This window comes from Candidatus Litorirhabdus singularis, from assembly GCF_026262625.1.
GTDB classification, from domain to species: domain Bacteria; phylum Pseudomonadota; class Gammaproteobacteria; order Pseudomonadales; family Halieaceae; genus Litorirhabdus; species Litorirhabdus singularis.
On sequence record NZ_SHNN01000001.1, the window covers coordinates 43,845 to 62,174 of the forward strand.

Consider the following 18,330-nt stretch of genomic DNA (forward strand, 5'->3'; position numbering starts at 1 on the left):
TAGGTTCTCAGTCAGTTCCGCTCATGCGATTAAGGACGTACGTCAGCACACCGCCGGCCCGGTAATAATCGACCTCTACCGCCGTATCGAGCCTGGATTGCAACTTGATCTGACGGCTCTCGCCATTCGGATAGTGCACTAGCGCAGACAATATCTGTTTGGCGCTCAGCTCTCCGTCCAGGTCCAGAATGTCAAAGCTCTCATCACCGCTGAGCTGCAAAGACTGGCGGCTGTCACCGGGCATAAACTGCAGCGGCAATACCCCCATACCGACGAGGTTGGAGCGATGAATGCGCTCAAAGCTCTCCACAATAACCGCCTTTACACCCAGCAAGAGCGTGCCCTTGGCAGCCCAGTCGCGGCTGGATCCAGTACCGTATTCACTCCCTGCCACAATGACTGTGCTGCGCCCCTGCTGCAGGTAAGTCATAGCCGCATCGTAAATAAATTGGGGGTCAGACTCCCCTTGCATGCGCGTATACCCGCCCTCTAACTGCGGCGTCATTTCATTGCGGATACGGATATTGCCAAAGGTCCCGCGCATCATAATTTCATGGTTACCGCGGCGTGAGCCATAGGAATTGAAGTCCTTCTCGGCCACACCGGCATCACGCAGAAACTGCGCCGCCGGGCTGTCCAACGGAATCGATCCGGCGGGGGAAATATGATCGGTGGTCACCGAATCGCCTAGCATCGCCAGCATCGGCGCTGCAAGGATGTTGCCACGATTGCCGCTGTACATGGGATCAAAAAACGGCGGCAGCTGAATGTAAGTGGAATCTGGTTCGAAGTCATAGGTAGAACCATCACTGCTATCAATCGCGTTCCAGTTGCCGTCGCCAGCGAACACCGCAGCATACTCGCGCTTGAACATTTCGTTATCGATGCTTTGCATGATCCCGGCAATTTCAGTGTTGCTGGGCCAGATGTCTCTGAGGTAAACCGGCTGACCCTTGCTATCTTCACCCAGCGGTTCTTCAGCCAAGTTAATACGTGTGGTCCCCGCCAGAGCATAAGCAACAACCAGCGGCGGCGATGCCAGCCAGTTGGCCTGTACCAGCGGATGTATACGACCCTCGAAATTGCGATTGCCTGATAATACCGAGCTCACAACCAAATCATTCGCCTGAATAGTGTCCTCCACCGCCGCCGGCAGTGGACCGGAGTTGCCAATGCAGGTGGTGCAGCCATATCCCACCAGATTAAAGCCAAGCCCATCAAGGGAATCCTGCAGCCCGGCCTTCTCCAGATACTCGGTAACTACCTTGGAACCAGGGGCCAATGAGGTCTTAACCCAAGGCTTGCGCTGCAGACCCAATGCCAGCGCTTTCTGCGCAACCAGTCCAGCACCGATCATCACCGCCGGGTTGGATGTATTGGTACACGAGGTGATAGCCGCAATCACCGCATCCCCGTGGTGCATGCCCTGCTCTTCTCCAGCCAGCGGATACTCCGCATCCATCTGCTGCGCCTTGCCTTCTAACTCAATAAACTGATCGATGGCGGCTTTCAGAGAACGCACCGGCACCCGGTCCTGAGGCCGCCGTGGGCCAGCCAGGTTAGGCTCTACCGTGGTCATATCCAGATGCAAGGTGGCGGCAAAATCTGGCACCTGATAGTTTTCATCTCGCCACATACCCTGAGCCTTACAGTAGGCCTCGACGAGAGCAATAGTGTCCTCATCGCGACCACTCAGGCGCAGATAGGTAATAGTTTGCGCATCTACCGGGAAGAAGCCGCAAGTAGCGCCATATTCCGGCGCCATGTTGGCAATGGTGGCGCGATCAGCCAGCGGCAGTTGGTCGAGTCCCTGGCCAAAGAACTCTACAAACTTACCCACCACCCCATGCTCACGCAGCATCTCTACCACCCTCAACACCAAATCCGTGGCGGTAATGCCTTCCTGTAACTGCCCGCTGAGTTCAAAACCCACCACGTCGGGAATCACCATCGAGATGGGTTGACCCAACATAGCCGCTTCCGCCTCAATACCGCCGACACCCCAGCCGAGCACGCCCAGTCCGTTGATCATGGTGGTATGACTGTCAGTGCCTACCAACGTGTCGGGGTAAGCCAACAGACCGGTCTCAGTTTCGCGGTGCCAGACGGCACGCGCCAGATACTCAAGATTGACCTGGTGACAGATACCGGTACCCGGTGGCACCACGCGGAAATTATCAAACGCGCCCTGCCCCCATTTTAGAAATTGATAACGCTCCAGGTTACGCTGCATTTCCATCGCAACATTCTCGCCAAACGCACTTTCACTGGCAAAGCTGTCGATACTGACTGAGTGGTCAATAACCAGATCAACCGGTAGCAAGGGGTTAATGGTTTCCGGGTCAATGCCGCGCTCCACAAGAGCAGCGCGCATGGCAGAAAGGTCGACCACTGCCGGCACCCCGGTAAAATCCTGCATCAAAACGCGGGCTGGATGGTAGGCAATCTCCTGATCGCTGCCACGACCGCCGCTAGCCGCCAGCGCCGCTATATCTTCGCGGCTGCAGGCGAAGCCATCTTCATGGCGTAGCAGATTCTCTAGCAGAATCTTGCTCGACACAGGCAGTCGCGCGACGTCGGTCCGGTCAGCAAACTCACCGCCATTGACGGCATAATAGCGGTAGCTATCGCTGCCCACCGTGAGCGCAGATTCAGTACCAAAAGAGTTGTCTGGGGAGTCCATTGCAGCTTATCACCTAATATTTGCTAGCACTAAAAGAGCGCGGCCTTAGTTATTGTAGTGTAAAGCCCAAAGCCTGGCACTGTTCATCCAAAGCCTCATTCTGTGCGTATCTCCGTTATGGATGACACAAAAACAGACTACGTCAAGAATCCCAATCCTCAGGGCAAGGGCACTGTTGCCATGCTCGCGGACTGGGATGCCCTCCGGCCCCAACTACCGGCAGTCAAGACTCCCACAGACATTCTGCGGGACTACTGCCTGTCCGCGCTGGTGCTGGCAGCAAAATTCAGTTTTCGCCCGGTACTGGGCAAAATCTATTATCTCTACCATGACCAGAGCCAATGGAAATTGTCGCTGGTGGCGCCGTCAGAGTGGGGGGATCGCCTACCGGGTCACTTCGTAGCGGCCTGTGAACTGCAGACCGATATGACCTGGAAGCTGGATTTTGCAGAATTGGAAAAGGACAGCTCCGCCGCAGCGGCACTATTACGATTTGTAGACGGCTTTACCGACACGCTGGCCAACCAAACCAATCTGGTTGATGAGCTGCCTTTCTATTCCAGTAGTCTTCCCTACTACCAGCGCATGCTCGCCACGGGGTTGTCTGTATCTCTAAGTTTCTCTATTGGAAAAACTTCTCCCGCGGCGTTATTGCAGGCGCGCACCGCTCTCTTGCCCAGCGGGCGCTAGTTGCCACATCGGCAACGCCTGCCCGCTGAAGGACCCCGCCACTAGTTAATGGTCGGAGGCGGGTATGCATCCAGTGCCAAAGGCACCTCTAAAGTATTATCTGCTTCTCTAACGGGTTGCCCGACCATTTCATCGTAGGCCGAGGTTTGACGCAGGCTCAGCTTGGCTAGCGGTAACAAGCGCAGAGCTTCGCGCACCTGCTCCAGGGCGTGACGGCGAAACACCTTGCCGTCATTCTCACTCAGCAGGTAATCATGTCCATCGATTTTTACCGTCACCTGGTACAGCGCCATATCCAGCGAGTGCACCACCATAACCAGTGGCTGGGCGCGACGCTGCAGGTCGTTAAAGCTAAGCTTCATGCTGGTTCTCGTACTATTTAGGTTATCTTACTGAACTGTACGCAGCAGCGTGCGCCGAGGTTCACATGATGCGCCATCAACTCTCATCTCCCGTCTGGGCAAGCACGCGGCGCTGCTCCTGATACTGCAGCACGAAGCTATAGATAACCGGTAATACCAGCAGATTCAGTAGGGTGACCGTGAGCATTCCGCCCAGCATGGGCGCGGCGATACGGTGGGTGACGTCGGACCCAGTGCCACTGCCCAGCATGATGGGGATTAGTCCCGCCATTGTGGATAGCGCCGTCATCGCCACCGGCCGCACCCGTGTGGATGTCCCCGCCAACACCGCGGCACACACCTCATCCGGGGTCAGGCGCCTGACGCTGGTTCGTCGGCACCTGGCTACCTCTGCATCTATAAAACTCAGCACCAGCACCCCAATCTCTGCCGCCATCCCCGCCAAGGCGATGAACCCAACCCCTACCGCCACCGACAGATTGTAGTCATTGATGGCAACCAGCCAGATACCGCCGATCAGCCCAAACGGTATCGAGAGCATCACCAGCAACGGCTCTGTGATATTTCTGAAATTAAAGTAGAGCAGCAAGAAAACCATAAACAGCGTGGCCGGGACTACAATCGACAGACGTTTTGCGGCGCGCTCCATATACTCAAACTGGCCGGACCAGACCAGCGTATACCCGGGGGGTATATCAACTTGCTGCCTGACGAGCTCGCTGGCTTTGGCGACATAACCGCCGATATCCGAGCTTGAAATATCAACGGTTATCCAGGCATTGGGCCGCGCATCTTCACTTTTAATAACCGCAGGACCACGGCGATAAGTAATATCAGAGACCATCGCCAACGGGATTTGCGCTCCGGTAGGCGTTGCTATCAGCACTCGCTGGAGCGACTCCAGATTGTCACGTAATTCACGCGGGTAGCGCAGATTAACCGGATAGCGCTCCAGACCCTCTACTGTCTCGGTGATATTCATGCCGCCTATGGCGGTCTGGATAACATCCTGCACGGCACCGATGGTCAGGCCATAGCGGGCAGCGTTGTCACGCTGAATGTCGAAGTCGAGGTAGTAACCGCCCACCGTGCGATCACCAAACGCCGACGTGGTTTCGGGTAGGGTTTGCAGTACCTGCTCTATGTCCTGCGATAGTTCCTGCAACACGTTCAGGTCGGGCCCCGATACCTTGATTCCTACCGGGGTTTTGATGCCCGTCGACAGCATATCAATGCGGGTTTTTATCGGCATTGTCCAGGTATTGGCAAGTCCTGGAAATTGAATGGCCTGGTCCATCTCATTCATTAATTCACGCGTGGTTTTACCCGGGTCCGGCCACTCAGCCCTGGGTTTCAGGCGCACGGTGGTCTCGAACATCGACAGCGGCGCGGAGTCAGTGGCCGTCTCGGCCCGACCGGCCTTGCCAAATACCTGATGCACCTCGGGAAAGGTGGCCAGGATCTTGTCGGTTTGTTGCAGTAGCTCCCTCGCCTTGGTAATCGAGAGCCCCGGGAACGTGGTGGGCATATACAGTATATCGCCCTCATCCAGCGGCGGCATAAACTCACTCCCCAGCCTGGAATAGGGATAGTAGGTCAACGCCAGTACTACCAGCGCGCAAAAAACGGTCAAGCGTCGCCAGCGCATGGCAGCTCCCAGCAGCGGCCGGTGCACGCCGTGCAGGGCACGATTCAGGGGATTGGCGCGCTCCGCAACGATCTTGCCGCGCAGTAAATAACCCATCAACACCGGAATCAGGGTGACCGCAAGAATTGCCGAGGCCGCCATGGCATAAGTGGCGGTAAAGGCCAGCGGACTGAACAGCCGCCCCTCCTGGGCCTGCATGGTAAATATAGGCACAAACGATACGGTGATGATCAGCAGCGAGAAGAACAGTGCCGGCCCCACTTCACGACAGGCTTCGCCAATAGTGTGCCAGCGCTCAGCGCTGGTCAGCTCAACACCCTTCTGCTCACGCGCCAACGCCAGGCGGCGGTGGCCATTCTCGACCATAACAATGGCGCCATCGACCATGGCCCCGATCGTAATAGCAATTCCACCCAGGGACATGATGTTGGCGTTCAGTCCCTGCACCCGCATAACAATGAATGCCATCAGTATGCCCAGTGGCAGCGTGACAATGACCACGAACGCAGAACGTGCGTGCAGCAAAAACAGAATAACCACCAGGCTGACTATAGCCAGCTCCTGCAGCAGTGAGGTTGTCAGGCTGTTAACCGCACGCTCAATGAGATCACCACGGTCATACACTGGCACAATTTCCACGCCTGCAGGCAGACCGGCCTTCAACTCCTCCAGTTTCGCGCGGACGCCCTTGATCGTCGCCAACGCGTTTTCACCGTAGCGCATGACAATGACGCCGCCGGCCACTTCACCCTCACCATTGAGCTCCACCAGGCCACGGCGCAGCTCCGGACCCAGCTGGACGCTCGCCACATCCTGCAGCCGCACCGGAGTCCCCTGCGCATCAACTGCCACAGGAATACTTTTCAGGTCAGCTATGGAACGGATATACCCACGACCCCTGACCATATACTCGGTCTCTGCCATTTCAATCAGGCGACCGCCCACGTCTTTATTGGACATTTGTATCGCGGTTTTAACCTTGCCCAGAGGAATGCCGTAGCGCAGCAGCGCATTGGGGTCGACCTCTACCTGATACTGCTTGACGAAGCCCCCGACCGAGGCGACTTCGGCAACCCCCTTAACGGTCTGCAGGGGATAGCGTAAATACCAGTCCTGTAAAGAGCGCAGCTCGGCAAGATCATGCTGACCGCTTTTATCCACCAGGGCATATTCATAGATCCAGCCGACGCCGGTTGCATCGGGTCCCAGGGCGGGCGTAACCCCGGCAGGCAGGCGTCCACTGACGTAGTTGAGCGACTCCAGCACGCGCGAGCGCGCCCAGTACATATCGGTATGGTCCTCAAAAATAATGTACACGAATGAGAGCCCAAAGAAGGAGTACCCGCGCACCACCTGCGTATGCGGCAGGGCCAACATAGCAGTCGTCAGTGGATAGGTGACCTGGTCCTCCACCACTTGTGGTGCCTGGCCCGGGTAGCGGGTAAAGATAATCACCTGCACATCGGACAGGTCAGGTATGGCGTCCAGCGGCACGCTCCTAAGAGCATAAAGGCCCGCTAGCCCGATAATAATGGCGGCCACAAGCACCATAAAACGCTCGCGCAATGAGGCATTGATAATGGCCCTAATCATGATTGTGGCCACCATCGCCGTCTTGCATGGAGCCCATCATCTTCGCCGTGGCCTCGCGCAGCTTTGACTCCGAGTCCAGCAGGAACTGGGCCGAGGTAACGACTTCCTCGCCGGCGCTTAGGCCTTCGATAACCTCTACCCGACCATTGGACTCAATTCCCAGCACGACGCTGCGCGGCTCAAACTTACCCGGCTCCCTGACGACAAAAATCAGCGGCCTTACACCAGAACGCACCACTGCTTCGGCTGGCACAACCAAGGCGTTACTGCGGGCATCTGAAAAAATTGCGATAGCGGCGAACATATCGGGACGCAGTAACAAATCCTCATTATCAAAGATGAGCCGCACTTTGGTGGTCCGGGTTTTTTCCTCCGCGTAGGGGTAAATATAGGAAAGCTCACCAACAAAGGTTTTACCCGGTACCGAGGCAAGCGTCATCTCGACGCTATCGCCAACCTTGACCCAGGGAATTTCGTTTTCATAAATATCAGCCAGGACCCACACCTGATGCAGGTCAGCCAGCATATAAATTTCTGTCTGGGGTGTCACATACTGGCCCGGTCTGGCGCCAATGTGCAGCACTGTGCCAGCCGCGGGCGAGTGCACATGCAGTTGTTTTTTTATCGCGTGGGACTGCTCCAGCTCGAGAATTTGATGCTCTGGCACATCCAGAAACTGCAGGCGCTCGCGGGAGCTACGCACCAACTCTCTGGCGCCCTCGCGAATCTCTGCAAACGCGCTATCCTGCAGCGCCGCCAGGTTGTTAAGTGCCAGCAAATACTCCTCTTGCGTGGCCACCAGTATGGGTGAATAGATGCTCAGCAAAATGTCGTCCTTTGCAACGGACTCACCGGTCTTGTCTACTCGCATTGCCTCGATCCAGCCCTGTACTTTCAGGTGCAGCCTCGTCATGCGCTCTTCGCTGAATTCCACCCGCCCCACGGTGCGCACCGTGCGACTGATAGACTCCGTCATAGCGATAGCAGTACGTACCCCAATGTTCTGTACCACCACCGGGTCAATGCTCACCGTACCCGCGACCTCCCTGATATCTGTCTCTGCATACACCGGCACATAGTCCATACCCATAGAATCCTGCATCGGTGTGGGTGATGTCACCGCCGGGTTCATCGGATTACGATAGAACAGCGGCTCGGCCTGCTCCGGCACCGCTGACAGCGGCTCGGCCTTTTGCTGCGCGAACCAGTAGCCCCCTGCCAGACCGATAGCCAGCATCAAGGCGCCCGTTATAAGACTTGCCTTACTCATAAAGATCACCCTGCCCTACCGCAGCTTCCAGACGCGCCAGCGCCTGTCTCGCTTCACTCAGAGCCTTCCAGTATTGAAGTTCGTAATTAAACAGCGTCATCTGACTGCGCAGCAGATTCAGAAAATCGACTTCGCTGACCTGATAGGCTGCCAACATTGATTGCACGGTTAGTTGTGCCTGCGGAATAATGCCTGTGGCAAACAATTCAAATTGCCGTCGCGATCTGCGGTAGTCGGTTACCGATGCCGAAATGGCCGCCCGCACTGCCCCCTTCTCGTCAATCAACTGATAGCGGCTCCGCGCCAGTTCAGTGGTGCGTTGGGAAACAGCTTTCGATTGCTTACTGCCGCTGTAGAGCGGAATCTGTGCGCCCAGCATCACTGAAAAAAGGTCCGCCCGTGACCCGCCCACCGAGGCCGGGTTGTCACCGTCCCTGGCACCGTAGACAACGCCAAGGCGTAAGTCCGGGTAGCGATCTTTCTCTGCCAGCTCCAGTCTCGATCGCGCCGCCTCGATATGGGTCGCGCGCTGTTTAAGGGTGGGCCGGTACATCTCCGCAGCCTCATACAGTGCCATTTCATCTCGCAACGCGGGCATGCTCAGTGGAACTTTTACCGGAATATCAAAGCGTTCGGCTGCCGGCCTGTCGAGCAGGGTATTGAGGGCTATGGCCTGGTGCTGGCGCAGGGCCTCCAGCTGTATGCCCTGATCCATAAGCCTGGACAGCTCCAGTTGCGCCAGCAAGATATCCTGCTGCAGGCCCTTACCGGTTTCGTACTTGGTTTTGGCGACCGCAATAAACTGGCGCAGCAGGGTCTGGTTCTTGTTCAGCGTATCGAGTGCGCGATCCAGGTAGTACACCTGCCACCACCTGGCTTTGACGTTCTGCACCAGCTGTATGCGCATTTCATCCACCGAATGCCCGGCGGCCATGGCATCAAAGGCTGCAGCTTCTTCATGCAGTCCACGCTTGCCCGGAAACGGAAACACCTGACTGATACCAACCTGCAGCTGCGTCATCGCCTCTTGATCACGGTCCCAGCTATCGGTGGGAAAATTCATGGCATTCAGATTCAGCATCGGGTCAGGTAGCGCACCAACCTGACTGGGCACCGCAAGCAGGGCCTCATAGCGCAACTGCATTGCCATAAGACTCGGGTTGTCTGCCAGTGCCTGCTCGACCGCCGTCTGCTCTGTCAGCAGCCCGGTAGCGCCTTGCGCAGTAGCACCGGTAGTGGCGCTGCCAAGGCAAAATGCTATGGAGACAAACGCCAACAGACGATACTGATATCTATGGTCTGAACTGACACAGCAGCGCCGGACCAACGTCATAATCTTATTCACTACACGCCTCACTCTGCCTGGTTGGCAGTAGGTTCCGGGCCGACGTGTGCCTGTGTTTATGACCCATCACAGGTCATGGCTACAGTCCGCAGGGACAAGCTGGACATCGGAACGAGGTGACAATAACCGGCTACCAGGGCAACCGGTCTGACTTCGAACGCTCAGGCGTTATTACACCTGAGCCAGGGGGGGTTAAGCGTGTTTGGGAGGGTGAAAAATACGCGCAGCAACAGCGTGCCGAGAGCCTTCAATAGCAGCTACTAGCGGCGCAGCTGCGGTGCGGTGGGGAATAAGCGCTGGCTGGCCCAGGATTGCCGCCGCGCCCAGAGAGCATGCGGAGGCGCAGGCACCATTGGCACAATCACCCTCACAATCTGCGCAATGCCCAGGCGCCTCAAGCTCAGCCACAGGTTCATGACACGGTGCTGTAGAGTCCTGATCGGCAGCCATAGCGGCGTGATGAGCGCTGGAAATCGCCGTATCTGCTGTTGTGGGAAGCGAAGAGGAATCGATATCCGCTGCAAAATCAGGCATAGCATACGCCAGGGACTGAAAAACCAACCCCAGAATCAGCAACGACATGCCTAACACGCGAATCATAACCTTTACCTCTCATACCCATAAAAGCATAGATCCAGTAATTCTGGCAAGCGGCCAGGCTCAGACTTGTGACAGAGCTACTGCGCTTCCCACACCGGAAACACTTTATCCGGCGCACAGGTTTCCTCGACTATCCACTTGCACATACGCCGCAGTGGCTCAATCGCGTCCTGTGGCATAGCGACAGAGGGTGAGCAGGCATAGCCCAGCGACGTCAAACGCTGGGCGCCATACAGCGGCAGCAGATCGCGTAGTTCTTCCTTCAAGCTATCCGGGTAAATTCCTACGGTCTGCGTGTAGGCGTTAACCGCGCGGGTGACTGCGTCAATGGAATCTACTGGGACTAGATTTGCGACCCGTCCCGAGAGCATGGGTGAATAGTCTACCGGCTCATCAAACTGCGACACGATGACTGCACCTTCGAGATCCTCGCCGCCGATAATACGATAGAAGGTATCGTCCAAGCGGGTAGCGTCCATGTACTCCGCCAGTTCACGATCAAAGGTCTTTGGCTTGGTCGAGATGTAGTCCGGCATCGCCATTAGCTTGGCGTAGATCAATTCACCCAAGCGGTTAATATTGTCGATACCGGCAGCATCGGTGCCGCTGAGTACGTAAATCACGCGCGCGCTGGCGCAGGCCTCTTGATTGGCTACCCCGATATCACAGGCGGCGCGAGCAGCGACTTCGTGCAGGGTCGCCTCACTGGCAAATGCTTCAGCGCCAATGATAGTCGTGCTGCGCTTTGGGTCCAGTGAGATCAACTCCAGACCCGGCTGAATAAACTGGGTGATGTGCTTGACCGAAGCGAAGCCACCCCAGGCCACAATTTTTTCGATATGCTCAGGACGATACAACGTACTTTCCAGCTGCGTATCACCGCCTTTCCAGTAAGCCACAGTCAGGTGCCGGGTGATGGGATGGTCTGGGGCAATATCATGCAGCGTGCGCACAATGGCCATGGCCGTCAGCGGGTCATTGCTGGGCGCTTTGATGATGGCGTCACTACGGGTAATCACATTGCGAATAATCGTCACCGCACTGACCAGGCCGCCATTCCCCGCAGGAATATGCAGCGCGCGTGCGCCCATGGCGCGAATGCGTAGCTGCCTGCCATCATGCAGCGTCTGTTCAACCCAGCCTTCCAGATAATCAATACCAATCCGCTGCTCGGCAATTTCCCTGACTGCATCGCGACTGAACGCCGACGGCAACATCACATAGCTGGCCTTGAGCATAGCAGCGGGATAGTTTGACGCCGCCAGTCCAGCCGCAAACGCTTCTTGTACATGAGCGTTAGTCTCAAAATCCAGTGCCTGCCCCAACTGCTCCAGCACATCGAGAATTTCCTCAAAGGACACCTGGTACAGATCGGCCATGTCACCCGGATTGCGCAGTGGCAACTGCTCTGCATACTGATGTATATCCGGCGCCCGAAAGGTGGCACTGCCACCACGACCGCCAAATTCAACCCAGTTGTCTTCAATCAGCTGGCCGCGAATAAACAGCGGCACGCTAAAGTCGGCCTGGTCGTTGCTCATACCTCGAACTCTTTCATGAACTCGATAGCCTCGTTTTGTACCTGCTGGGTAGCCGAACAACTGATGCGGTCGTCTTCAATACCTTCCTTCTCGCTGTAGCGCATAATATCGTGATGGATGTGAACACTGTTGAGCCCACACTCACAGGGCGTACTCCAGTCGATGGTAATTTCATCGCCAGAGATGATTCCCCCCCAGTGACTCTCGTTGAAAACATCATAGAAAGCGGCACGTCCGGTTACCACGCCTTCGCGGGGCAAGGGTTCTGAGGTCTCCGGGTCCAGCAGGAACGGAATAATCCAGGGCTGCACATGGTAATGGCCCTTCTCACAGGCCCAATGAAAGGCGCTGATCTCTGACATGCCATAACCCTCCTGAATAGTATCCACACCCAGGAAATCCTTGATCACTTCCATAAAGTTATCGGGCAGCTCAAAGCCCTTGGTGCCGCCACCGGTCAGGATGGCAGAATCCGGGGCAAAGCCGGCTTTGAAACCCTGCTCTAAACCATTGCGCGCCATGTCATACATCAGTGGGTAGGCGCTGGTCATGAATATTTTTTTACCCGCCAGCTGTCGGGTAATGGTGTCGAAGAAAGCCGCCATTTCTGCCGGCCGCCGCGCCTGCATGGCTTCAAACTCATCCTTGCGGGCCAACAGTTTCGGGTCGATTTCCAGTCGATCCAGTTCACCGCGGGAGGCGGCCGCACGCAGCTTGCTGGCCAAAAACATCAGGTCGGTATCAATAGGGTCGTTATACAGTGCATGAAAGCGGCTCTCATCGCCGCCGGTGAATTCGGTCTTGATCATTTGCCCTACACGAAGGTGGCCAAGCTTACCTTTGTAGTGATTGGGCCAGATTACATCGACGACGGGGTTGAGCTGCTTCGCGGTGGGCTCCTCGCCAAAATTCTGAAACAGGAACATTTTCCACAGCTGCATGTTGTAGCGTGCACCGCGTTTGGATTTGGGGATCAGCGAGATGGTGCCGGTAGTACCCGAGGAGGTGATTACCTCCAGCGGCGTTTCCGCATCGAGTCTATCGATCCACTCGTCCACGCTGCCGCAGTCGGAGACATCCAGCTGCGAGAGGTCGTAGCTGGTCTGCTTGTCCAGCCATTTGGTCATCAGGTCAAAACGCTTTTTATCGAGCAGTGCCGCCGGATAGGACTTGAACGCAGTGTGCGGAAAGAACAGCGGCACGACATCGTTGAATTCTCGCAACTCGCTCACACCCAGGCGATCGGCGAGAGTGCGCAATACTTCGACCGACTCATAATGCTCCTGAAAGCGGGTCGCCATGGCGCTGCGCTGCATCGCCTCCAGCTCGGTCCGATCTATCATATGCATTTGGGTAATGGATTGGTTAAACAGCGCAATGGGGTCGTCCATCAGCTGCCTGGCGCGAGCTTCAAGTTGATCTGACATCATCAAGGCCTCCGTTATTTTTATAGCCTGATATCAGAGTAATCCGCGCCTCCGGTAAATACCAGAGACCTTGGCGCCTCAAAACATACCCTGTATTTCAGTTGGCCAGCATTTAATCCATCTGATTAAAGTTACACTGACCCCATTTTACGATTCCGCTTACACGGCGATTTCGCTTAGAATGCGCGAACTATAGTCCCACCGGTAGAATCTTGAGTCGCCGCAGGCCTGAAGCCACACCAGGATTGTTTAGAGGTATTTATTGCTATGTTTTCAGAGTTAGAACCACGACCAGCCGACCCGATTTTGGGACTTTCGGTGAAATTCAAGGCCGACACTAATCCCAACAAAATCGACCTTGGCGCCGGCATCTACAAAGACGAGGCCGGGCACACACCTGTATTGGCCTGTGTGAAAGCCGCTGAGAAGCACCGCTTTGAAAACGAGACCAGCAAGGCCTACATTAATTCGGCGGGGTCAGCCTTGTTCAATGAGAAAATCACGGCGTTGAATTTTGGCGATCACAAGGTTGTTCGCGAGAATCGCGTGCGCACGATCTCCGCCCCGGGCGGTACTGGCGCTCTGCGTATTGCAGGGGAGTTTATCCGCAGCTGTAACCCCGCAGCCTCTATCTGGGTGAGCAATCCGACCTGGGCCAACCATCAGGGCGTGTTCAGCGCCGCAGGGCTGCAGGTAAAGACCTACCCCTACTATGATTATGAAAACAAGTGCCTCGATTTTACCGGCATGCTCACTGCGCTGAAGCAGGTACCGGCGGGCGATGCAGTGCTGCTGCATGCCTGCTGCCATAACCCCAGCGGCATGGATTTAGACCAGGAGCAGTGGCAGCAATTGGCAGAGCTGGCTCGGGATATCGGCTTTTTGCCCGTTATTGACATGGCCTACCAGGGCTTTGCCAGCGGCCTCGACGAGGATGCCTATGGCCTGAGATTAATGGCAGACACGGTAGAGGAGATGATCCTGTGTAGCTCCTGTTCAAAGAATTTTGGTCTATACCGCGAGCGCATCGGCGCCTGCTCAGTTATTGGAGCAAGTGCCGCGTCAGCCGATATTATTAGCTCGGCGCTATTACCAGTGGTGCGGGTCAATTATTCCATGCCACCGGCACACGGCGCGGCCATCGTGGAAACGATATTGAGTTCTGCAGAACTTACCAGCCAGTGGCATATAGAACTCAAGGAGATGCGCGACCGTATCGGAAGTATGCGTCAACTACTGGTGGATACACTGGTGGCTAATGGCGTAACCCGTGATTTCAGTTTCATCACGGCGCAACAAGGCATGTTTTCCTTCCTCGGTATAAGCAAAGAGCAGGTTCAGCGCCTACAGGATGAATTCGGTATCTATATGGTTAATTCAAGCCGTATCAGCCTGGCTGCCATTGCACCTGGTAATGTCGATTATCTGGCGCAGTCGATTGCCAAAGTGCTTTGATGGCCTAAAGTATTTTCGCGGCGCTGACGATGACCCCATCCGTGTCAGCATACAGGTAATCGCCGCCGCGAAAATCTACACCGCCAAAAGATAGCGGGATATTGAGTTCGCCGCTGGTAACCGGAATATATTTCCGCGGGCAGGTTCCCAGAGCGTACAACACCACCGGAATGTCCTTGATCTGGTAGGTGTCTCGTATGTAGCCGTTAACAATAATTCCCGCATAGTTGTTCCTATGCGCAAATTTCATCAGGTTCTCGCCGACAACCGCATAATAGGCTTCAGCCACGTCAACCACGACCACTTTGCCCTCGCCATCGACGTCTCTGAGTAATGCAACAAGATCGGCGTTGTTTCTGTCCAGTTTGATGGTGACGATTTCACCCTGGCATATGCCGGTACCGCCATAATGGCTAAAGCCCGGTCCCAGAACACTTACTCTGTCACTATACTCATCACAGAAATCCGCCGTAAAATTGGCCATGCTTTTCCCCCACCCATGAATATTTGCGCCGGAATTTTAGCACTGGGGCATCGTTTTTACATAAACTTTTGATATCATTGCATTTATCAGCACACCAGACAGCACCATCGTGATCAAATCCAGAAGATTCCGGCGCGACACCCGGAGCATCTCGACCTAAACTGCGATTGTTGCAGGCACATGAACAGGCCGGCCAAGAGACTTCTGCATAATTTGGCGCGGCACACACGCCCATGGAAGGCGTACACCATTTATCAGGCGCAATACATATGAAGGTAGTAACAGGCGTAGTGGGTAACGACATCCACGTGGTCGCCAATCGGCTCATCGATCTCTCGCTGCGGGCCAGAGGGTATGACGTGTTCAATCTGGGGGTAAACACGCACCTGGAGGAGTTTTTCGATGCAGTTGTAGAAACTGGCGCAGAGGTGCTGATGATTTCTTCCCTCAATGGTGAAGCCGAGGGCTGGGGTCGGGAGGTCAAGCTGCTGAAGGCGAGGTATAAGACCATTGATGACCTTATCATGATGATTGGCGGCAACCTTGTAGTGGGAAGCGGGAACTCCGAGGAAATCGTCGCCCGCTACGAAAACTATGGCTTTGATCTGGTGTGTCACCAGGTCGATCTGAATACCGGGCTTGATTTGCTGCAAGCACTATTGAAAGAGAGAAACATCACATGAGCTTGCTGCAGGAAGAACGGGAAATAATCCTTGGTAATGAGTATGTTGACACCTTTGATTTTGCAGAGGTAACAGAATTCGTCACCAATGCCAGCAAAGAGCTGTTTATTTCTCATCACTTCAAGAAAAAGGGCAAGATGCTGGTTCAGCCCAGAGGAGGCTTTCCCACATATAAACAGCAGTACGCACTGTACGAGTTTTTCGTGGATGCCAATGTCGACGTGCTGCCGCTTACGATTGATTCCAATACCCGGCTGAATGACTACGCAACAGCAAAAAAAATGCTTCGCCTGAGCGAAGAGAATGACATGGACATGCTCAACGGCTATCCCTTGATAAGCCATGGCTATCGAACAACCCGCGGCATGATCACCCATTTTAACAAGCCAGTAAGTTTACGGCACGGCACCCCCGACGCCCGATTGCTGATCGAGACGGCTATCGCCTCCGGCATCTTCGAAATAGAGGGCGGGCCTATTACCTACCTTTTACCCTATTCAAAGAACTTCCCACTGGACAAGGCCTTTCTGTACTGGAAATACGTTGAGCGGGTGTGCGCCAATTACTCCGAACTCAATGAACCGATAAACCGCGAATCCTTTGGCCCGCTGACGGCGACTCTGGTGCCACCGTCCATCACCATCGTCATCCAGCTATTGGAGATGCTTCTTTCGCTGGAGGAAGGGGTTAAATCGTTCTCTGTTTCTTTTTCACAACAGGGCTCAATGACCCAGGATATTGTCACCGGCACGGTCCTGAAAAAACTGGCCAAAGATTACGCTGCGCAAATTGACTGCGCCGATGCCAGCATCCACCTGGTTTATCACCAGTGGATGGGGGCTTTCCCCACCAACAAGGATTTTGCCGAACAACTGATCAACCTCTCTACCGTCATAGCATCGATGGTAGGCGCAGACAAAATTATCACCAAAACTCGGGAAGAGGCCACTGGCATCCCGACCAAAGAGGCCAATGCAAAAACGGTTGCCGATACCCAGTACTGCCTGAGAATTCTCAATGGGCTGCCAAACGTCGTTGACGAAGAAGAAGAAGAAATACTGACCCTGGAGGTTAACGCCATTATGGAGGCGGTCTTTAACGACCCGGCCGACACCCTGTGGCGCAAAGTCTTCAACTGCATAAAAAGTGGCATTATCGACGTACCGTTTTCGCCCCATATTATCAACCGCAATGAAATGATAACCATCAGGGATGACAGCAAAAACATCCGTATTATTGAAAGAGGGAACGTGCCAATTCCAGATCGGTGCTACGCCTATGAAAGAGCCCAATGTGACTTGAGCAAAGATACCACCGGTATCGTCAATGACATCATTCACGATATAGGGATTATGCAATGAGTCATACCGGTGACAAGCTGCTGATTGACGTCGGCAGCACCTATTTCAAAGTGTCTACACCCGACACCATCGAACAGTACTTCCGGGATTTCAGCAAGGACATACTGGACGATTTGATGGACCGCTGCGGCGATGTCATCAGTGTCTATGACAAGAGTGATGTGTATATTTGCTCCTCCGCCAATGGCGGTTTAAGCACCCTGATCATTGGTGTTACCAATTCTTTCTCGCTGAAGTATGCAACCAATATTGCCTTCAACTCCGGCATCAACATCATCGACACTATTCTGTATCAGGACATAGAAGAGCATTCACTGCCCAGCGATCTTATTGATGTGGTGATTATCGTTGGCGGCGTTGACACCCACGCCAACTTATTTGCCCAGCCCCTCTATCACTATCTGGGTCAGCTCAACTGCTCCAACATCGTTTTTGTCGGTAGTAGCCAGGATGCTCCGCAGATACGGGACAATATCGAAAATGTGGCCATACTGCCTACTATAGTCGACGAGAAGCTGCATATAGTGGAGGAACACCTCAAGGAATATCTAACCAATCTTTACCAGCAGGACATTGAGGGCAAGGAAGACATCAAGAATCTGTACGACATCACCAGCAATCAGATATTTGCAACACCCTATATCGTCAACCGGGCACTACCGCTGATCAATGCCCGCTATTCCGTCGCTGATCCCTTTATCCTTCTCGATATTGGTGGTGCCACGACCGATATTCACTATTCCAAAGACCTGGTTGATGACAACATGGTAACAGAGAATGAGTACGACAGGCTGGTCTTCAAGCGGCTGGGTGTCTACAAATCAAGGCAGTCGTTGATTCTTGCGGCGCAGAACAATGAATTTGTCTACGAACTGCTGATGCACTTGAAAGTCACCGAAAACATACTGGTTGAACAGAGTGAGAAGGCGACGAAGATATTGATGCAACTCGCCATATTCCTGGTGCTCTGCAAGATGTCGCACTACCAAAAAAGCTACATCAATCTCAAACTACTAGCGATCAACTCGATTATGTTAACCGGGGGTATTACCAAGGTGTTAACAATAGAAGAAATTGAAGTGATCATTGCGTTTTTCTACAAAAAAATTCTGACCTCAGATCACAATCCAGTAGCCATCCTGGATACTAACTATGATATCTGGACTCTGGGGGCAATGGGGGAATAGC

General features: G+C 54.5%; 14 protein-coding genes. 5 read left to right on the plus strand and 9 right to left on the minus strand.

The genetic code is table 11. The features are described 5' to 3' along the window. Nucleotides 1–7 precede the first annotated feature (7 nt). Entirely contained in the window at nucleotides 8–2,683 is a 2,676-nt protein-coding gene (gene acnA / locus EYC98_RS00165; RefSeq protein ID WP_279243276.1) for an aconitate hydratase AcnA, read from the minus strand. 117 nt (nucleotides 2,684–2,800) lie between these two features. Between acnA and EYC98_RS00170 the strand changes: the two genes are divergently transcribed. Continuing rightward, nucleotides 2,801–3,373 (plus strand): DUF2452 domain-containing protein, encoded by a 573-nt coding sequence (locus EYC98_RS00170; RefSeq protein ID WP_279243277.1) that lies wholly within the window; start codon nucleotides 2,801–2,803, stop codon nucleotides 3,371–3,373. Between the two features lie 41 nt (nucleotides 3,374–3,414). Here the strand turns inward: EYC98_RS00170 and EYC98_RS00175 are convergent, their stop codons facing one another. The 7 genes from EYC98_RS00175 to EYC98_RS00205 form a co-directional block, all read right to left on the minus strand. Further along, nucleotides 3,415–3,735, minus strand: coding sequence for a DUF6482 family protein (locus EYC98_RS00175; protein ID WP_279243278.1), 321 nt, complete (start codon nucleotides 3,733–3,735; stop codon nucleotides 3,415–3,417). 76 nt (nucleotides 3,736–3,811) lie between these two features. Then, complete coding sequence (locus tag EYC98_RS00180) at nucleotides 3,812–6,976, minus strand: efflux RND transporter permease subunit (RefSeq protein ID WP_279243279.1); 3,165 nt, start codon at nucleotides 6,974–6,976, stop codon at nucleotides 3,812–3,814. Continuing rightward, the gene (locus tag EYC98_RS00185) at nucleotides 6,969–8,246 is read right to left on the minus strand and encodes an efflux RND transporter periplasmic adaptor subunit (protein ID WP_279243280.1); all 1,278 of its coding nucleotides are present in this window, start codon (nucleotides 8,244–8,246) and stop codon (nucleotides 6,969–6,971) included. Before EYC98_RS00185 ends, EYC98_RS00180 begins: the two co-directional genes overlap by 8 nt. Continuing rightward, on the minus strand, nucleotides 8,239–9,591 hold the full coding sequence (locus EYC98_RS00190) for a TolC family protein (RefSeq protein WP_279243281.1): 1,353 nt from the start codon (nucleotides 9,589–9,591) through the stop codon (nucleotides 8,239–8,241). Before EYC98_RS00190 ends, EYC98_RS00185 begins: the two co-directional genes overlap by 8 nt. A gap of 192 nt (nucleotides 9,592–9,783) precedes the next feature. Beyond that, entirely contained in the window at nucleotides 9,784–10,191 is a 408-nt protein-coding gene (locus EYC98_RS00195) for a hypothetical protein (protein WP_279243282.1), read from the minus strand. Nucleotides 10,192–10,268: 77 nt separating this feature from the next. Further along, a complete protein-coding gene (locus tag EYC98_RS00200) occupies nucleotides 10,269–11,732 on the minus strand; it encodes an acyl-CoA reductase (RefSeq protein WP_279243283.1) in 1,464 nt (487 codons plus the stop codon). Then, entirely contained in the window at nucleotides 11,729–13,162 is a 1,434-nt protein-coding gene (locus EYC98_RS00205; RefSeq protein WP_279243284.1) for a long-chain-fatty-acid--protein ligase, read from the minus strand. Before EYC98_RS00205 ends, EYC98_RS00200 begins: the two co-directional genes overlap by 4 nt. Before the next feature lie 264 nt (nucleotides 13,163–13,426). On the opposite strand from EYC98_RS00205, the gene EYC98_RS00210 reads away from it, so the two are divergent. Continuing rightward, the gene (locus EYC98_RS00210; RefSeq protein ID WP_279243285.1) at nucleotides 13,427–14,614 is read left to right on the plus strand and encodes an amino acid aminotransferase; all 1,188 of its coding nucleotides are present in this window, start codon (nucleotides 13,427–13,429) and stop codon (nucleotides 14,612–14,614) included. A gap of 4 nt (nucleotides 14,615–14,618) precedes the next feature. On the opposite strand, the gene rraA is transcribed toward EYC98_RS00210, so the two are convergent. After that, a complete protein-coding gene (rraA, locus tag EYC98_RS00215) occupies nucleotides 14,619–15,098 on the minus strand; it encodes a ribonuclease E activity regulator RraA (RefSeq protein ID WP_279243286.1) in 480 nt (159 codons plus the stop codon). Between the two features lie 269 nt (nucleotides 15,099–15,367). Between rraA and glmS the strand changes: the two genes are divergently transcribed. Genes glmS through EYC98_RS00230 form a run of 3 tightly spaced genes read left to right on the plus strand, consistent with a single transcriptional unit; the run spans nucleotide 15,368 to nucleotide 18,329 of the window. Further along, nucleotides 15,368–15,781 carry a methylaspartate mutase subunit S gene (gene glmS / locus EYC98_RS00220; protein WP_279243287.1) on the plus strand — a complete coding sequence of 138 codons (414 nt, stop codon included), beginning with the start codon at nucleotides 15,368–15,370 and terminating at the stop codon, nucleotides 15,779–15,781. Further along, the gene (locus EYC98_RS00225) at nucleotides 15,778–17,142 is read left to right on the plus strand and encodes a methylaspartate mutase (RefSeq protein ID WP_279243288.1); all 1,365 of its coding nucleotides are present in this window, start codon (nucleotides 15,778–15,780) and stop codon (nucleotides 17,140–17,142) included. Before glmS ends, EYC98_RS00225 begins: the two co-directional genes overlap by 4 nt. After that, nucleotides 17,139–18,329: a glutamate mutase L gene (locus tag EYC98_RS00230; protein ID WP_279243289.1), complete on the plus strand. Its 1,191-nt coding sequence runs from the start codon at nucleotides 17,139–17,141 to the stop codon at nucleotides 18,327–18,329. Before EYC98_RS00225 ends, EYC98_RS00230 begins: the two co-directional genes overlap by 4 nt. Nucleotide 18,330: the final 1 nt, after the last annotated feature.

What these genes read in the sequence shown, in the direction of transcription:
- acnA (WP_279243276.1), bottom strand. Translation starts at nt 2,683, where the DNA reads ATGGACTCCCCAGACAACTCTTTTGGTACTGAATCTGCGCTCACGGTG.
- EYC98_RS00170 (WP_279243277.1), top strand. Translation starts at nt 2,801, where the DNA reads ATGGATGACACAAAAACAGACTACGTCAAGAATCCCAATCCTCAGGGC.
- EYC98_RS00175 (WP_279243278.1), bottom strand. Translation starts at nt 3,735, where the DNA reads ATGAAGCTTAGCTTTAACGACCTGCAGCGTCGCGCCCAGCCACTGGTT.
- EYC98_RS00180 (WP_279243279.1), bottom strand. Translation starts at nt 6,976, where the DNA reads ATGATTAGGGCCATTATCAATGCCTCATTGCGCGAGCGTTTTATGGTG.
- EYC98_RS00185 (WP_279243280.1), bottom strand. Translation starts at nt 8,246, where the DNA reads ATGAGTAAGGCAAGTCTTATAACGGGCGCCTTGATGCTGGCTATCGGT.
- EYC98_RS00195 (WP_279243282.1), bottom strand. Translation starts at nt 10,191, where the DNA reads ATGATTCGCGTGTTAGGCATGTCGTTGCTGATTCTGGGGTTGGTTTTT.
- EYC98_RS00200 (WP_279243283.1), bottom strand. Translation starts at nt 11,732, where the DNA reads ATGAGCAACGACCAGGCCGACTTTAGCGTGCCGCTGTTTATTCGCGGC.
- EYC98_RS00205 (WP_279243284.1), bottom strand. Translation starts at nt 13,162, where the DNA reads ATGATGTCAGATCAACTTGAAGCTCGCGCCAGGCAGCTGATGGACGAC.
- EYC98_RS00210 (WP_279243285.1), top strand. Translation starts at nt 13,427, where the DNA reads ATGTTTTCAGAGTTAGAACCACGACCAGCCGACCCGATTTTGGGACTT.
- rraA (WP_279243286.1), bottom strand. Translation starts at nt 15,098, where the DNA reads ATGGCCAATTTTACGGCGGATTTCTGTGATGAGTATAGTGACAGAGTA.
- glmS (WP_279243287.1), top strand. Translation starts at nt 15,368, where the DNA reads ATGAAGGTAGTAACAGGCGTAGTGGGTAACGACATCCACGTGGTCGCC.
- EYC98_RS00225 (WP_279243288.1), top strand. Translation starts at nt 15,778, where the DNA reads ATGAGCTTGCTGCAGGAAGAACGGGAAATAATCCTTGGTAATGAGTAT.
- EYC98_RS00230 (WP_279243289.1), top strand. Translation starts at nt 17,139, where the DNA reads ATGAGTCATACCGGTGACAAGCTGCTGATTGACGTCGGCAGCACCTAT.